Annotated in this window: 13 protein-coding genes; 8 read left to right on the top strand and 5 right to left on the bottom strand. The window is 50.8% G+C overall.

The features are described 5' to 3' along the window. The first annotated feature begins 129 nt into the window (after window positions 1-129). From rlmKL to rmf, 6 genes are all read left to right on the top strand, one after another. A complete protein-coding gene (rlmKL, locus tag D9742_RS05370) occupies window positions 130-2,238 on the top strand; it encodes a bifunctional 23S rRNA (guanine(2069)-N(7))-methyltransferase RlmK/23S rRNA (guanine(2445)-N(2))-methyltransferase RlmL (RefSeq protein ID WP_130236225.1) in 2,109 nt (702 codons plus the stop codon). 11 nt (window positions 2,239-2,249) lie between these two features. Next, on the top strand, window positions 2,250-4,157 hold the full coding sequence (locus D9742_RS05365; RefSeq protein ID WP_130236224.1) for an ABC transporter ATP-binding protein: 1,908 nt from the start codon (window positions 2,250-2,252) through the stop codon (window positions 4,155-4,157). Window positions 4,158-4,362: 205 nt separating this feature from the next. Continuing rightward, entirely contained in the window at window positions 4,363-5,616 is a 1,254-nt protein-coding gene (gene pqiA, locus D9742_RS05360) for a membrane integrity-associated transporter subunit PqiA (RefSeq protein ID WP_130236223.1), read from the top strand. A gap of 4 nt (window positions 5,617-5,620) precedes the next feature. Beyond that, window positions 5,621-7,261, top strand: coding sequence for an intermembrane transport protein PqiB (gene pqiB / locus D9742_RS05355; protein WP_130205377.1), 1,641 nt, complete (start codon window positions 5,621-5,623; stop codon window positions 7,259-7,261). After that, window positions 7,258-7,821 (top strand): membrane integrity-associated transporter subunit PqiC, encoded by a 564-nt coding sequence (gene pqiC, locus D9742_RS05350; RefSeq protein ID WP_130236222.1) that lies wholly within the window; start codon window positions 7,258-7,260, stop codon window positions 7,819-7,821. The genes pqiB and pqiC overlap by 4 nt, the downstream gene beginning before the upstream one ends. 255 nt (window positions 7,822-8,076) lie before the next feature. After that, on the top strand, window positions 8,077-8,244 hold the full coding sequence (gene rmf / locus D9742_RS05345; RefSeq protein WP_000828648.1) for a ribosome modulation factor: 168 nt from the start codon (window positions 8,077-8,079) through the stop codon (window positions 8,242-8,244). A gap of 69 nt (window positions 8,245-8,313) precedes the next feature. Here rmf and fabA read toward each other — a convergent pair whose 3' ends face one another. Together fabA and D9742_RS05335 are read right to left on the bottom strand one after the other, a co-directional pair. Then, window positions 8,314-8,832, bottom strand: coding sequence for a bifunctional 3-hydroxydecanoyl-ACP dehydratase/trans-2-decenoyl-ACP isomerase (gene fabA, locus D9742_RS05340; RefSeq protein ID WP_000227926.1), 519 nt, complete (start codon window positions 8,830-8,832; stop codon window positions 8,314-8,316). Between the two features lie 68 nt (window positions 8,833-8,900). Next, window positions 8,901-10,661 carry a Lon protease family protein gene (locus D9742_RS05335; protein ID WP_130236221.1) on the bottom strand — a complete coding sequence of 587 codons (1,761 nt, stop codon included), beginning with the start codon at window positions 10,659-10,661 and terminating at the stop codon, window positions 8,901-8,903. Window positions 10,662-10,846: 185 nt separating this feature from the next. Between D9742_RS05335 and matP the strand changes: the two genes are divergently transcribed. Continuing rightward, the gene (gene matP, locus D9742_RS05330) at window positions 10,847-11,299 is read left to right on the top strand and encodes a macrodomain Ter protein MatP (RefSeq protein WP_064528401.1); all 453 of its coding nucleotides are present in this window, start codon (window positions 10,847-10,849) and stop codon (window positions 11,297-11,299) included. A 74-nt stretch (window positions 11,300-11,373) separates the two neighbouring features. Here matP and ompA read toward each other — a convergent pair whose 3' ends face one another. Together ompA and sulA are read right to left on the bottom strand one after the other, a co-directional pair. Next, window positions 11,374-12,426, bottom strand: a complete 1,053-nt coding sequence (gene ompA, locus D9742_RS05325; protein ID WP_064528817.1) for a porin OmpA — start codon at window positions 12,424-12,426, stop codon at window positions 11,374-11,376. A gap of 356 nt (window positions 12,427-12,782) precedes the next feature. Next, the gene (sulA, locus tag D9742_RS05320; RefSeq protein ID WP_130236220.1) at window positions 12,783-13,292 is read right to left on the bottom strand and encodes an SOS-induced cell division inhibitor SulA; all 510 of its coding nucleotides are present in this window, start codon (window positions 13,290-13,292) and stop codon (window positions 12,783-12,785) included. A gap of 217 nt (window positions 13,293-13,509) precedes the next feature. Between sulA and D9742_RS05315 the strand changes: the two genes are divergently transcribed. After that, complete coding sequence (locus D9742_RS05315; RefSeq protein ID WP_130236219.1) at window positions 13,510-14,139, top strand: TfoX/Sxy family DNA transformation protein; 630 nt, start codon at window positions 13,510-13,512, stop codon at window positions 14,137-14,139. Here D9742_RS05315 and yccS read toward each other — a convergent pair. Beyond that, entirely contained in the window at window positions 14,102-16,264 is a 2,163-nt protein-coding gene (gene yccS, locus D9742_RS05310) for a YccS family putative transporter (RefSeq protein ID WP_130236218.1), read from the bottom strand. The two genes, D9742_RS05315 and yccS, sit on opposite strands and share 38 nt — an antisense overlap. Window positions 16,265-16,269: the final 5 nt, after the last annotated feature.

Here is a 16,269-nt window from a genome sequence, read left to right as displayed (position 1 = left end):
GTTTAGCCCTGGGCAGTGCGCGAAATCCTCACGTACTTGTGTACGCGCCGGTTTCTCCGCGCTGTCCATGTCCAAACTGACTGCAACAATTACGCCTACTGCGGTAGGCCTTAGAGTAAAAGTGACGATATGAATTCTCTGTTTGCCAGTACGGCCCGTGGGCTGGAAGAGCTGTTAAAAACTGAACTCGAAAACCTGGGGGCCGTTGAATGCCAGGTGGTTCAGGGTGGGGTCCATTTCAAGGGCGACACGCGGCTTGTTTACCAGAGCCTGATGTGGAGTCGCCTGGCCTCGCGTATTATGTTGCCGCTGGGCGAGTGCAAGGTTTACAGCGACTTAGACCTTTATTTCGGCGTTCAGGCGATCAACTGGACAGAGATGTTTAATCCTGGAGCGACCTTTGCTGTCCACTTCAGCGGTCTGAATGACACCATCCGCAACAGCCAGTACGGCGCGATGAAAGTCAAAGATGCGATCGTTGATGCCTTCACCCGCAAAAATCTGCCGCGTCCGAATGTCGATCGCGATGCGCCGGATATCCGCGTGAACGTCTGGCTACATAAAGAAACCGCCAGCATCGCTCTCGATTTAAGTGGTGATGGTTTGCATCTGCGTGGCTATCGTGATCGTGCTGGTATTGCGCCGATCAAAGAAACCCTGGCGGCGGCAATTGTGATGCGTTCCGGTTGGCAGCCAGGAACGCCGCTGCTTGATCCGATGTGTGGTTCCGGTACGTTGCTGATTGAAGCGGCGATGCTGGCGACCGATCGCGCGCCAGGCTTGCACCGGGGACGCTGGGGATTTAGCGGCTGGGCGCAACATGATGAAGCTATCTGGCAGGAAGTGAAAGCGGAAGCGCAAACCCGCGCCCGTAAAGGTCTGGCAGAGTACAGCTCTCATTTCTACGGTTCCGACAGCGATGCGCGGGTGATTCAACGTGCGCGCACTAACGCCCGTCTCGCGGGGATTGGCGAACTGATCACTTTTGAGGTGAAAGATGTTGCGCAACTGACCAATCCGCTGCCGAAAGGGCCTTACGGTACTGTGTTGAGCAACCCGCCTTACGGCGAACGTCTGGACAGCGAACCGGCGCTGATTGCGTTGCATAGTCTGCTGGGGCGAATTATGAAAAACCAGTTCGGCGGCTGGAATCTCTCTTTATTCAGTGCCTCGCCGGATCTGTTAAGTTGCCTGCAGCTGCGTGCAGACAAACAGTACAAGGCGAAAAACGGCCCGCTGGACTGCGTACAGAAAAATTACCACGTTGCCGAAAGCACACCAGATAGCAAACCGGCAATGGTAGCGGAAGACTACGCCAACCGCTTGCGCAAGAACCTCAAAAAATTTGAGAAGTGGGCACGCCAGGAAGGCATTGAATGCTACCGTCTGTATGACGCCGATCTGCCGGAATATAACGTTGCCGTTGACCGTTATGCCGACTGGGTGGTGGTGCAGGAGTATGCGCCGCCAAAAACTATTGATGCGCACAAAGCGCGTCAACGTCTGTTCGATATTATCGCTGCAACCATTTCTGTATTGGGGATTGCGCCAAACAAACTGGTGCTGAAAACCCGTGAACGCCAGAAGGGCAAAAATCAGTACCAGAAACTGGGCGAGAAGGGCGAGTTTCTCGAAGTCACCGAATATAACGCTCACCTGTGGGTGAACCTGACGGATTATCTTGATACCGGTTTGTTCCTCGATCACCGTATCGCTCGTCGTATGCTTGGTCAGATGAGCAAAGGCAAAGATTTCCTCAACCTGTTCTCCTATACCGGTAGCGCCACCGTGCACGCGGGGTTAGGCGGCGCGCGCAGCACCACTACGGTGGATATGTCGCGTACTTATCTGGAGTGGGCAGAACGCAACCTGCGTCTGAATGGCTTAACTGGCCGAGCGCATCGCCTGATTCAGGCCGATTGCCTGGCGTGGCTGCGTGAGGCAAATGAACAGTTCGATCTGATATTTATCGATCCACCAACCTTCTCTAACTCGAAACGAATGGAAGATGCGTTTGATGTTCAGCGCGATCATCTGGCGCTGATGAAAGATTTGAAACGTCTGCTGCGTGCAGGTGGGACGATCATGTTCTCGAACAACAAACGTGGCTTCCGTATGGATCTCGACGGCCTGGCAAAACTGGGACTGAAAGCACAAGAAATTACGCAAAAAACGCTCTCCCAGGATTTTGCCCGTAACCGCCAGATCCACAACTGCTGGCTGATTACCGCAGCCTGAAAGGAATAGTAATGTCATTAATCAGTATGCATGGCGCATGGCTGTCGTTCAGCGACGCGCCGCTTCTCGATAACGCAGAACTGCATATCGAAGATAACGAACGTGTTTGTCTGGTAGGCCGTAATGGCGCGGGCAAATCGACGTTAATGAAGATCCTCAACCGTGAACAGGGACTGGATGACGGACGCATTATTTACGAGCAGGATTTGATCGTTGCTCGTCTGCAACAAGATCCTCCGCGTAACGTTGAAGGCAGCGTTTATGATTTCGTTGCCGAAGGCATTGAGGAACAAGCGGAATACCTGAAACGCTATCATGATATTTCGCGCCTGGTGATGAACGATCCGAGCGAGAAGAATCTCAATGAACTGGCGAAAGTGCAGGAACTGCTGGATCACCATAACCTGTGGCAGTTGGAAAACCGCATCAACGAAGTACTGGCGCAGCTTGGGTTAGATCCTAATGTTGCGCTGTCGTCGCTTTCCGGCGGCTGGTTGCGTAAAGCGGCATTAGGACGTGCGCTGGTGAGTAACCCGCGCGTGTTGCTGCTCGATGAACCGACTAACCACCTGGATATCGAAACCATCGACTGGCTGGAAGGCTTCCTCAAAACCTTCAATGGGACGATTATTTTTATCTCCCATGACCGCTCATTTATTCGCAATATGGCGACGCGCATTGTCGATCTTGATCGCGGCAAACTGGTGACCTATCCGGGGAATTACGACCAGTATCTGCTGGAAAAAGAAGAAGCCCTGCGCGTGGAAGAGCTGCAAAATGCCGAGTTTGATCGCAAACTGGCACAGGAAGAAGTGTGGATCCGCCAGGGGATCAAAGCCCGTCGTACCCGTAATGAAGGCCGCGTGCGTGCGCTGAAAGCGATGCGTCGCGAACGCGGTGAACGTCGTGAGGTAATGGGTACTGCAAAGATGCAGGTGGAAGAGGCCAGTCGCTCCGGTAAGATCGTCTTTGAAATGGAAGATGTTTGCTATCAGGTTGATGGTAAGCAACTGGTGAAAGACTTTTCGGCCCAGGTTCTACGTGGCGACAAAATTGCCCTGATTGGTCCGAATGGGTGCGGCAAAACCACGCTGCTGAAACTGATGCTCGGTCAGCTTCAAGCGGACAGCGGGCGTATTCACGTTGGCACCAAACTGGAAGTGGCTTATTTCGATCAGCACCGCGCGGAACTGGATCCCGATAAAACGGTGATGGATAACCTTGCCGAAGGTAAGCAAGAAGTGATGGTTAACGGCAAGCCGCGCCATGTGCTGGGTTATTTGCAGGACTTCCTGTTCCATCCGAAACGGGCGATGACGCCGGTGCGCGCGCTCTCTGGCGGGGAACGTAATCGTCTGCTTTTGGCGCGTCTGTTCCTGAAACCCAGTAACTTACTGATCCTCGACGAACCCACCAACGATCTCGATGTTGAAACGCTGGAACTGCTTGAAGAGCTTATCGACAGCTACCAGGGTACGGTATTGCTGGTTAGCCACGATCGTCAGTTTGTCGATAACACCGTAACAGAGTGCTGGATCTTCGAAGGTGGCGGCAAAATTGGCCGTTATGTCGGCGGTTATCACGACGCGCGCGGACAGCAAGAACAGTATGTGGCGTTAAAACAGCCTGCGGTGAAAAAAAACGAAGAAGTGGCTGCGCCGAAAGCAGAAACTGTAAAACGCAGCAGTAGCAAACTAAGCTATAAATTGCAGCGCGAATTAGAACAGCTACCGCAACTGCTTGAAGATTTGGAAGCAAAACTGGAAGCCTTACAGGCGCAGGTGGCAGATGCCTCTTTCTTCAGCCAGCCCCATGAGCATACGCAAAAAGTGCTCGCTGATCTGACTGCCGCTGAACAGGAACTGGAGCAGGCTTTTGAACGTTGGGAGTATCTTGAAGCGTTGAAAAATGGTGGCTGATCGCTAATCAGTTAAGTGAAAAAAGAGACTGCTGACAACGGCCAAATTGCCTGATGCGCTACGCTTATCTGGCCTGGGTGGAAACGTCAATTTATTGCGTTTCCACGAGCTCCCTGTCCGGACAATGCGGTAGTGCTGCATCCGGCATTAAAAAGCGAGTGCTATGTCAGCATTCTGTAGAATAGCGCATCATTAAGGAGTACCAATGTGCGAACATCATCATGCCGCGAAGCACATCCTGTGCTCGCAGTGTGACATGCTGGTGGTTTTACCCCACCTTGAGCATGGTCAGAAGGCGGCATGTCCTCGGTGTGGCACAACGTTAACTGTTGCGTGGGATGCCCCTCGACAGCGTCCTACCGCTTATGCGTTGGCTGCACTGTTCATGCTGCTGCTGTCCAACCTGTTCCCTTTTGTGAATATGAACGTTGCGGGGGTAACCAGTGAGATTACGTTGCTGGAAATCCCGGGCGTTTTGTTTTCCGAGGACTATGCCAGTCTCGGCACTTTTTTCCTGTTGTTTGTGCAACTGGTTCCCGCGTTTTGCCTGATTACCATTTTACTGTTGGTTAATCGCGCGGAAATACCTGTTCGATTGAAAGAACAACTGGGACGGGTGCTTTTTCAGCTCAAAACCTGGGGAATGGCGGAGATTTTCCTTGCCGGTGTGTTGGTCAGTTTTGTCAAACTGATGGCTTACGGCAGCATTGGCGTGGGCAGTAGTTTTATTCCCTGGTGTTTGTTTTGTGTGCTGCAATTACGCGCCTTTCAGTGCGTTGATCGCCGCTGGTTATGGGATGACATTGCCCCGATGCCAGAGCTTCGTCAGACGCTGAAACCCGGCATTACGGGAATACGTCAGGGACTGCGCTCTTGCTCATGCTGTACGGCAATTCTTCCTGCCGATGATCCAGTGTGTCCGCGCTGTGGCACCAAAGGATATGTTCGACGCAAAAACAGCCTGCAATGGACGTTGGCACTGCTTTTTACGTCGATCATGTTATATCTCCCGGCGAACATCTTACCCATTATGGTGACCGATTTTTTAGGTTCTAAGATGCCGTCCACTATTCTCGCTGGGGTCATCTTATTATGGAGCGAAGGCTCTTATCCGGTTGCCGCAGTCATCTTTTTAGCCAGTATTATGGTGCCGACTTTAAAGATGATCGCTATAGCCTGGCTGTGCTGGGATGCGAAAGGGCACGGCAAGCGTGATAGTGAAAGAATGCATTTGATTTACGAAGTTGTTGAGTTTGTAGGCCGCTGGTCAATGATTGACGTTTTCGTGATTGCGGTGCTCTCGGCGCTGGTGCGTATGGGAGGCTTAATGAGTATTTATCCGGCAATGGGTGCATTAATGTTTGCTTTAGTCGTCATAATGACAATGTTTTCTGCGATGACGTTTGATCCGCGTTTGTCGTGGGATCGTCAACCTGAACCAGAGCATGAGGAGTCCTGACAGTATGGAATCTAATAGTGGGGAAGCCAAAATCCAGAAAGTGAAGAACTGGTCCCCTGTGTGGATATTTCCCATCGTTACGGCACTCATCGGGGCCTGGGTACTTTTTTATCATTACAGTCATCAAGGGCCGGAAGTTACCCTGATCACTGCTAATGCGGAAGGAATAGAAGGCGGCAAAACTACCATTAAAAGCCGTAGCGTAGACGTCGGTGTGGTCGAAAGTGCCACGCTGGCTGATGATTTAACGCATGTTGAAATCAAAGCGCGTCTCAACGCCGGAATGGAAAAACTGCTGCACAAAGACACCGTCTTTTGGGTAGTGAAACCACAAATTGGTCGTGAAGGCATTAGTGGTCTTGGTACGTTGCTTTCCGGGGTGTATATCGAGTTGCAACCGGGGGCTGCAGGCAGCAAGCAAACAAAATATGATTTGCTTGATTCTCCACCATTGGCCCCACCAGATGCCAAAGGGATCCGTGTCATTCTTGACAGCAACAAAGCTGGGCAGCTCACGGCGGGAGATCCCGTGCTGTTTCGTGGCTATCGCGTAGGGTCGGTTGAAACCAGCACCTTCGATACCCAGAAGCGTAATATCAGTTATCAACTGTTTATCAACGCGCCTTATGACCGCCTGGTAACAAGCAACGTTCGCTTCTGGAAAGATAGCGGCATAGCGGTGGATCTGACCTCGGCGGGGATGCGCGTAGAGATGGGGTCATTGACGACGTTGCTAAGCGGTGGTGTCAGCTTTGACGTGCCTGAAGGGCTGGACTTGGGACAGCCGGTTGCGCCAAAAACGTCATTCGTTTTGTATGATGATCAGAAGAGCATCCAGGATTCACTGTACACAGATCACATTGATTACCTGATGTTCTTTAAAGATTCGGTACGCGGTCTGCAACCAGGCGCGCCCGTGGAGTTCCGCGGTATTCGTCTCGGTACGGTAAGCAAAGTGCCATTCTTTGCGCCGAATATGCGTCAGGTCTTTAACGATGATTATCGTATTCCAGTCATGGTGCGGATTGAACCAGAACGACTGAAAATGCAGTTAGGTGAGAATGCTGATGTGGTAGAACACCTGGCCGAATTGCTGAAGCGCGGTTTACGCGGTTCACTGAAAACCGGGAATCTGGTCACGGGGGCGCTGTACGTTGATCTCGACTTCTATCCAAATGCTCCGGCAATTACCGGTGTGCGTGAATTTAATGGCTACCAGATAATCCCTACCGTTAGCGGTGGCCTGGCGCAAATCCAGCAACGCCTGATGGAAGCGTTGGATAAGATTAACAAACTGCCGTTGAACCCGATGATTGAACAGGCGACCAGTACGCTGTCGGAAAGTCAGCGCACGATGAAAAATCTGCAGACTACGCTGGATAGTATGAACAAGATCCTTGCCAGCCAGTCGATGCAACAGTTGCCGACGGATATGCAGTCGACACTGCGCGAATTGAACCGCAGCATGCAGGGCTTCCAGCCGGGTTCCGCAGCATATAACAAGATGGTGGCGGATATGCAGCGTCTTGATCAGGTATTGCGTGAACTGCAACCGGTTCTGAAAACGCTCAACGAGAAGAGCAACGCGCTGGTATTTGAAGCGAAGGATAAAAAAGATCCAGAGCCGAAGAGGGCGAAACAATGAAAAAGTGGCTAGTGACGATAGCGGCACTGTGGCTGGCCGGATGCAGCTCCGGTGAAATTAACAAAAACTATTACCAATTGCCTGTGGTGCAGAGCGGTACGCAAAGCACCTCCAGCCAGGGTAACCGCCTGCTATGGGTCGAGCAGGTTTCCGTACCTGATTATCTGGCAGGGAATGGCGTGGTATACCAGACCAGTGATGTGAAGTATGTGATTGCCAATAACAATCTGTGGGCCAGCCCGCTGGATCAACAGTTGCGCAATACTCTGGTCGCTAACCTCAGTGCGCAACTGCCCGGTTGGGTCGTAGCTTCCCAGCCTTTGGGAAGCACCCAGGACACGCTTAATGTGACTGTGACGGAGTTTAATGGCCGTTACGATGGTAAGGTGATTGTGAGTGGCGAGTGGCTACTAAACCATCAGGGACAACTGATAAAACGTCCGTTCCGCGTGGAAGGAGTGCAGAATCAGGATGGCTACGATGAAATGGTCAAAGTGCTGGCCAGTGTCTGGAGTCAGGAAGCCGCTACTATTGCGCAAGAGATAAAGCGTTTACCTTAATTATAAAAATTTGTAAATATAACCGTCTCCGGTATGTAGCCTGAGGCGGTTTTTTTGTTTATAAGCCATGGGAAAACTTGTTCCGCTTCACATTTTTTGTACAACCGACATGCCCGTGTAGCTCACAAATATGGCAGTGGCGTGAATTTTGCGCATTGACGGCAGTTATGATTCGCGGTATTGCTTAACTGTGATTGCACATTTAGTAATCACTGTTTTCTTTTCCACCAGAAACCAGTATGAGGGAAACGAGGCATGAAGAGACAAAAACGAGATCGCCTGGAACGGGCACATCAACGTGGTTATCAGGCCGGCATCGCCGGACGCTCAAAAGAAATGTGTCCCTATCAGACGCTGAATCAAAGGTCACAATGGCTGGGAGGCTGGCGAGAAGCCATGGCGGACAGGGTAGTAATGGCCTGATTCTGTCTCTTTAAAAAGAAACCTCCGCATTGCGGAGGTTTCGCCTTTTTATACTCTGTCTGATTAAAATCAGAATGCAGACGTATCCTGGAACAGGCCTACTTTCAGGTCGTTGGCGGTATAGATCAAACGACCATCAACCAGCACTTCGCCATCCGCCAGGCCCATAATCAGACGACGGTTAACAATGCGTTTAAAGTGAATACGATAGGTCACTTTTTTCGCCGTCGGCAGCACCTGGCCTGTGAATTTCACTTCGCCAACGCCCAGGGCGCGGCCTTTACCTTCGCCGCCCAGCCAGCCGAGGTAGAACCCTACCAGCTGCCACATGGCGTCCAGGCCCAGGCAGCCCGGCATTACCGGATCGCCGATGAAGTGGCAACCGAAGAACCACAGATCCGGATTAATATCCAGCTCTGCTTCTACATACCCTTTGTCGAAGTTACCACCCGTTTCAGTCATTTTGACCACACGGTCCATCATCAGCATGTTCGGTGCTGGCAATTGTGGGCCTTTAGCACCAAACAGTTCACCGCGACCAGAGGCAAGAAGGTCTTCTTTTGTATAGGATTCGCGTTTATCTACCATGTTCTCTGTAAGCCTTATTTTATTGAAGCACGCAGGATAGCTAACACGTGTACGCTGAACAAGTCCGATCAGTTCGGAATAAACCAGTTCAGCCAACGTAGTGGCCACGGAAAACGGTGACGCCCTTCCTGTTGCGATGCTTGCGCGATACGTTCCTGGATAGTTTGCATCAGCGTCGTCTGGCCTTCGCCGTCCCACACCAGATTTAATAATAACGGGAGTGCATCAGTCACATCGTCCACTGCCCAGATAGTGAATTTGCCTTCCTCTACCGCCTTCACCAGTTCACTGTGAAGACTTAAATGGCGAACGTTAGCGCTGGGGATAATCACACCTTGTTTCCCACTTAACTCACGCTGCTGGCAGATAGCAAAGAAGCCTTCGATTTTCTCATTCAGACCGCCCACAGGCTGGGCGCGACCGAACTGATCCACTGAACCTGTAATGGCGATACTCTGATTCACCGGGACATCAGCGAGGGCGCTGATCAGAGCGCAGAGTTCGGCCATTGATGCGCTGTCACCATCTACTTCACTGTAAGATTGCTCAAAGGTCAGTGACGCCGAGAAAGGGATCTGTTGCTCAAGCTGAAGTTCCGACATCAAAAACGCCTGCATGATCATCATCCCTTTAGCGTGAATGTTGCCACCAAGTTCCGCTTTTCGTTCGATGTCGGTAAATTCACCATCTCCAATATGTACGACACAGCTAATGCGCGAAGGCTCGCCAAATGCGCGTGGATGGCCTGGAAACTCGATCACCGAAAGGGCGTTTATCTGACCGACGCGTTCACCTTCGGTTTCAATCAGGATCTGCTCCTGAAGGATTTCATCCTGCATGCGCTCGGCGAGGAAACCTTCGCGCCATTCCCGCTGCTGTAGCATTAAGTTTAGCTGCTCGCCGGAGAAGGTATCACCTTCGCACAATGAAGCGACCTCTTTACACTGGCGGAGGATCCACTGCGGACTAAGTGGCAGCGTTTCTTGCTCACCGGTATAACGTACTGCCTCGCGGATAAGTACCGGCCATGCGTCGGCATCTGGCGCTGGCAAGTGGTTATGTCTGGCGATAAAAGTCACCCAGCGACACCACTGGCTTACGGATTCGGCATCGACTATCTGCAGAGTATCCTCAAATTCGCTATAGATAGCTTGTTCAGACAGTTCTGGCTCCATCTCCTGGAAATCGGCCAATGAATCACGTTCGCCTACCAGAATGACTTTCAGCTTCAATGGCATCGAAGGTACAGAGACGGGGAGAGGGCGCGACTCATCAAATGCTACCCAATCGAAGCGCTCGCGGTTGACGATGTTCTTCAGACGCATCCACAGCAGTGGCTGGGCTAGCAGTGTACGCAAGGAGATAATCAAAATGCCGCCATTGGCCTGATGTACCAGTCCTGGCTGCAAGGTAATGTCGCCATTAAACTGGCGCAGACAGCCAAAAAGCTGTTCGGCTTCAGCCCAGTCAGCAGTAACAACCTGGGTTAAGGTTGCAAAATTATCGTCAGCGCTAACTGCGTTCCGTAAGCGTATGGTGTGGCCGGAAATCTCATAGTGAGCGCCCATCAGTTGGCCTGCATCGCTTTGTAGCGCGCGTGCAGCATCGGCTATAAGATTCAGATAATCGGATTCTTCCGGCGCTTTCGCCAGTATAAAAGAGGATGATGCCCGCGCGTGCAGCAACTGCTCAAGCGCAAATTGCAGTCGCGGTTGAGTGTCACTGAATAAAGGATCGTTTTCGTCAATCAAATGTGGCTGTGCGAATACTTCCTGATAGCTTTCGGTATCAGGAATCAGGTCACGCCATGCAAGTTTCGTAATGGTCAAAGTCGATGTTTTTTAGTCTGTTGTCAAAGGCGCGATTATACCGTAACCGGCACTGCAGCACACGTAGAAAGCACCGACAAAAGTCCCGGCATGCGCGTTAAAGCTCACAGGACAGAGATTCTTTTCATCACGCAGGTAAAAAGCTGATATTCTGTAAAGAGTTACACGGTAACATTGAGATCGCTATGAAATATCAACAACTTGAAAATCTTGAAAGTGGTTGGAAATGGAAATATCTGGTGAAGAAGCACCGTGAAGGTGAGTTGATCACCCGTTACATAGAGGCCAGTGCCGCCCAGGAAGCCGTCGATGTGTTGCTATCGCTGGAGAACGAACCTGTACTCGTAAATGGCTGGATTGAAAAACACATGAATCCAGAGCTGCTTAATCGCATGAAACAGACGATTCGGGCCAGACGAAAACGGCACTTTAATGCGGAGCATCAGCATACGCGCAAGAAATCTATCGATCTGGAATTTATTGTCTGGCAAAGGTTAGCAGGGCTTGCACAACGTCGTGGTAAAACGCTATCCGAAACGATTGTCCAGCTGATTGAAGATGCGGAAAACAAAGAGAAGTATGCGAATAAAATGTCTTCTTTGAAGCAGGATTTGCAGGCATTACTTGGTAAGGAATAACTGGCGAAGGTCATTCACTTTACTACAGATGAAAAAAAACCCCGCAGTAGCGGGGTTTTTTATTAGACGAGAACTTAAGCCTGCGGCTGAGTTACAACGTCTTTGATGCCTTTAACTTCGATCTCTACGCGACGATCCGGAGCCAGGCAGTCGATCAGTGCAGCACGCTGTTTCACGTTGTCACAGGTGTTGCCAGTAACCGGGTTGGATTCGCCCATACCACGTGCGGAGATCTTGTCAGACGGGATACCTTTGGAGATCAGGTAATCAACGACGGACTGAGCACGACGCTCGGACAGACCCTGGTTGTAAGCGTCAGAACCGATGCGGTCAGTGTAACCCAGAACAACTACGGAACCGTCTTTCGGATCCAGGTTGCTCAGCTGGCTGTACAGCTGATCCAGAGCAGCCTGACCTTCCGGTTTCAGGGTTGCTTTGTTGAAGTTGAACAGAACGTCAGACTTCAGAGTGAAGTGCTTGGTCTGTACTTCCGGTGCCGGAGCTGGAGCCGGAGCAACTACTGGAGCTGCTTCGCCCTGACCGAAACGGTAGGAAACACCCAGGCTCAGCAGACCGTTGTCTGGACGAGTACCGATGGTGTTAGCGTCACCGATGTTGTTGGTCCACTGGTATTCCAGACGAGTAGCGATTTCTGGGGTGATCGCGTACTCAACACCGCCTGCGAATACCGGAGAAACGCCGGTGTCGTGGTCTTTAAAGGATGGGCCACCAGGTACGTTAGCCTTGGTGTCTGCGCGCCATACCATACCACCCAGACGAGTGTAGATGTCCAGATCGTCAGTGATTGGGTAACCCAGTTTAGCGGTCAGCTGAACGCCCTGAGCTTTGTATGCGCCGTTGATGTTGTCGCCTTTGTACGGCATACGACCTAACCAGTCGTAACCCATTTCAAAGCCAACATACGGGTTAACCTGGTAACCACCAAAAGCACCTGCACCCAGTTGGTTTTCGTGGGTCGGACCATTGTTAGGAATGAAACCAGTGTCATGATACTGGGACCAGCCCAGTTTAGCACCGGTGTACCAGGTGTTATCTTTCGGAGCGGCCTGCGCTACGGTAGCGAAACCAGCCAGTGCCACTGCAATCGCGATAGCTGTCTTTTTCATTTTTTGCGCCTCGTTATCATCCAAAATACGCCATGAATATCTCCAACGAGATAACACGGTTAAATCCTTCACCGGGGGATCTGCTCAATTGTAACTCTGCCGATAAATTCGGCTTATGCCGAGCACCCCTGGCGATGTAAAGTCTACAACGTAGTTGAAAACTTACAAGTGTGAACTCCGTCAGGCATATGAAAAAAAAGACTTGTATAAGGTACGTTTAACCTTTTTTGTTAACGATACTTTACAGGATAAAATCGCGGAAACCGCTTCAGACAAGCCTCCACAAGTAAAATTAGTGACGAGCGAAAGCGTCTACGGGTTAACAAAAAAAGTTCCAGGATTAATCCTAAATTTACTTAATGATACAAATTTGAGTGAATTTTTAGCCCAGAAAGTTGTCTCGTGGCGTGAGAGGGGGTGCTTACTGGACGCATAATGAACCCCATTGCGTTACCTTCATTGGCGGCATCGACAAGATCAGCATGTTCTTCTTCTGTCAGATCGTCTGCCAACCAACCGATCACTACGCTGTAATTTCCCGTACGCAAAGCACGAACCATTGATTCCACGGTGTGACAAGGGGAAAGCTGGCTTATCTGCATCACCTTAGTTAAGGGTAGCCCCGCTGCCTGAACCCATTCACGACTTAGTTTTTGTTGCGGCGTTAACCAAAGTTGCCAGCGCGATTGTTGGCCTAGCTGCTGCAATAATGGCAAAAGTAGGAGTTGCGTCATCATGGGCTGATCTTCGCGATAGACAACTTCACTAATTAGCCCGGCTGTAGTGTTTTCCGTAGAGACACGCGCAATTTTGCTTGCTGTGGAGGAGAACATCGAAGAACGATTTGCGTAGCCTGAAGTGTACATAATCAATCCAGCCCTGTGAGTTACTGTATGAATATACAGTACATCCAGTGACAACAAAGATCAACACAAATTTCGGAAAGAGCCTCGCAATTTTTGTCGTTAGTGACCTGAAAACTTAAATTAATCTTGCCCCTTGAGAATAAGTTGCCTATTTTCGTATTTAACGGATCCGTTAATGTGAATCATTCTTTTATATTATGATTTTAAAAGGAATTTTATGAAAAGCCTCTCCTATAAGCGGATCTATAAGTCACAAGAATACCTGTCGACGTTAGGCACTATTGAATATCGATCATTGTTTGGCAGTTACAGTCTGACCGTTGACGATACAGTGTTTGCGATGGTTTCTGATGGTGAGTTGTATCTTCGGGCTTGTGAGCAAAGCGCACAGTACTGTGTAAAACATCCGCCAGTCTGGCTGACATATAGAAAGTGTGGTCGCCCCGTTACTCTCAATTACTACCGGGTTGATGAAAGCTTATGGCGGAATCAACAGAAGTTGGTGCAGTTGTCGAAATATTCGCTGGACGCTGCGCTTAAAGAGAAAAGTACGCGCGGCATCCAGCAACGGCTGAAAGATTTGCCCAATATGTCTTATCACCTGGAAGCGATTCTCGGGGAAGTGGGGATTAAGGATGTTCGGGCGCTACGTATACTTGGGGCGAAAATGTGCTGGTTGCGACTACGGCAGCATAACAGTCTGGTGACAGAAAAGATTCTGTTCATGCTTGAAGGCGCAATTATCGGTATTCATGAAGCTGCGCTCCCGGTGGCACGCCGCCAGGAGCTTGCAGAATGGGCAGATTCTATTACACCGAAACAGGAGTTTCCTGAGGAACTTGAGTAATCCGACGTTGCAGACGGCCAATTTCTGGCAGTAATGCAATCAGTAACCCGATTTGCTGTACGACCAGAGGTTCTTTGCTGTCTGCCCGCGGCTCAAGTTGTTGCATCCGCTGTTTCAGGCCAGCTAATGCCTGATTGACGCGTTCTTCATCGGCAGGTTGATGATGTAGCGCGTCATCAACATAGCAAACTGCGTCATCAAGAAACGCCAGAATTTCAGGGTTGGTTAACTGCTCGCGGTGCGCGCCGAGGGCAGAAATATAGCTGGTAAACGTATGATTAAGGCACAGTAAACGGAATGCGTCATCGCGAATTTGCGGTGTGACGTTCGGTTCACTGGACATATTTGACACCACCGACGCCAGTTCAGCATCACGGTTGTGTGCATCGCGACGGGCAATACGATACGCCAGACGATTATCACGCCCCTGATGATATTGCTCAAGAATGGCATCGAGATAACGGCAGTTAGCATCCGTCGCGCGTTCAAGCATTCGCGGCAAATTACGAAACCGCCAGTCGGGCCAGATGTAGCTCACCGCCGCCCATGCTATTGCACACCCGATCAGCGTATCGATTACGCGAGGCAGTGCGACTTCAAAACCTTCACCCAGCAGGTTGAAGCACAGTAGCACCAGAAGCGTAATGAACATTGTTGCATGGGCGTATTGCACGTTACGGAAGGCAAAAAAGAGCACGCCGGTAATCACCAGCAGCACCAGTTGCCCTTCCAGTGAAGGAACGAACCACAGCACAGGAATACCAATAGCAATACCTACTAACGTACCAATAATCCTTAACTTCAGACGGTGGCGCGTGGCGTTATAGTTTGGCTGGCAGACAAACAGACTTGTCAGCAAGATCCAGTACCCGTGATGCATTCCGGTAATCTGAATGATGGCGTAACCGAAGCACAACACCAGCGACATTCTTACCGCATGACGGAAGAGGGCGGATTCTGGCGTTAAGTGACGGCTAAGACGCAGCCAGATATCGCTAAACCCGCGAGGGCTGTCGTCGGCGAGCTCATTTTCGTCTGCATTGTGGGGCAGCGCCTGGGCTTGTTCTGATTCAATAGTCGCCAGTTGGGCATCAATGGCACGTAAATTGTTCAGCAGGAATCCCAGTATTTTTAGCAGATCGGCGGGCGCACCGTTGTCGCGCATCCGCTCAAGTGCGGCGTCAATATGCGTAAAAGCGCGTTCAAAATGTGGATCGTGCTGATAAGGCTGGCGCAGCAAAATACAGCGTGACAATTGTTGGCAAGCTTGTCCCTGCATCGACATCAGGCGCTGGAAGCGGAACAGCACGTCGCTGTGGCGAAAATGTTCTCGCAGCGTTTGATACTGAATATGTGAAGAGCTCGCCCGCTCATGGATATCCTGCGCTACAAAATAGTAATGTAGTGTACGACGCGTTCCCCGCTGACCGCGGTCGCCGCGTAAGCGAGTCAGCAACGAGATTTTCGTCTGGTTCAGCGTCACCATGAGTTGCCCGTTGGCGAGCGCCAGATCATACAGCGGTGCCTGGCTTTCATCCTCAATATCAGGATCAAACATACGTGACTTGAGTTCCAGATACCGCGCCAGTTGTTCATAACAACGTGCCAGGTTGTCCTGCAACGGGCGGACAGGGAACAGTAAATGACCAATGAGCGTCAGGATGTTGTACCAAACCGCACCAGCAAGCAGATAGATAGGCTGCTGATACCAGTGCTCATACAGGGAGGTTCCCAGCATCGTGTAAATGGCAATCAGCAATGCACCGAAAGCGATGGTCGCATAGCGTTGACCCAGACCGCCGAGCAAAATGAAGCCGCTGGTGGAGAGCGTTAAACCAATGGCGAACAGCCAGGGCCACGGAAATAAAAGCTCTACTGAAGCCGAGGCAATAAAAAAACAGAACAGCGTAATAATGAGATTACGCAGACGTCCCGCCAGTCGGTCGTCGAGATCGGTCAGTGCTGCCGCTACCATTCCGAGAGTCAGCGGAATGGTAAGTTTTACATCACCCAGCCACCACGGAAACGCAGTAGTGCCGCAAAGTGCGATAAAAATGCGCGCGTAATACAGCCAGGTGCTGTTCCAGGTATAGCGTTTGAGCAAAGGACTTAGCATAAAGGCCATGATGT

It is taken from the genome of Escherichia sp. E1V33, from assembly GCF_004211955.1.
Classification (GTDB): domain Bacteria; phylum Pseudomonadota; class Gammaproteobacteria; order Enterobacterales; family Enterobacteriaceae; genus Escherichia.
This window is presented reverse-complemented; position numbering and strand designations above follow the sequence as displayed.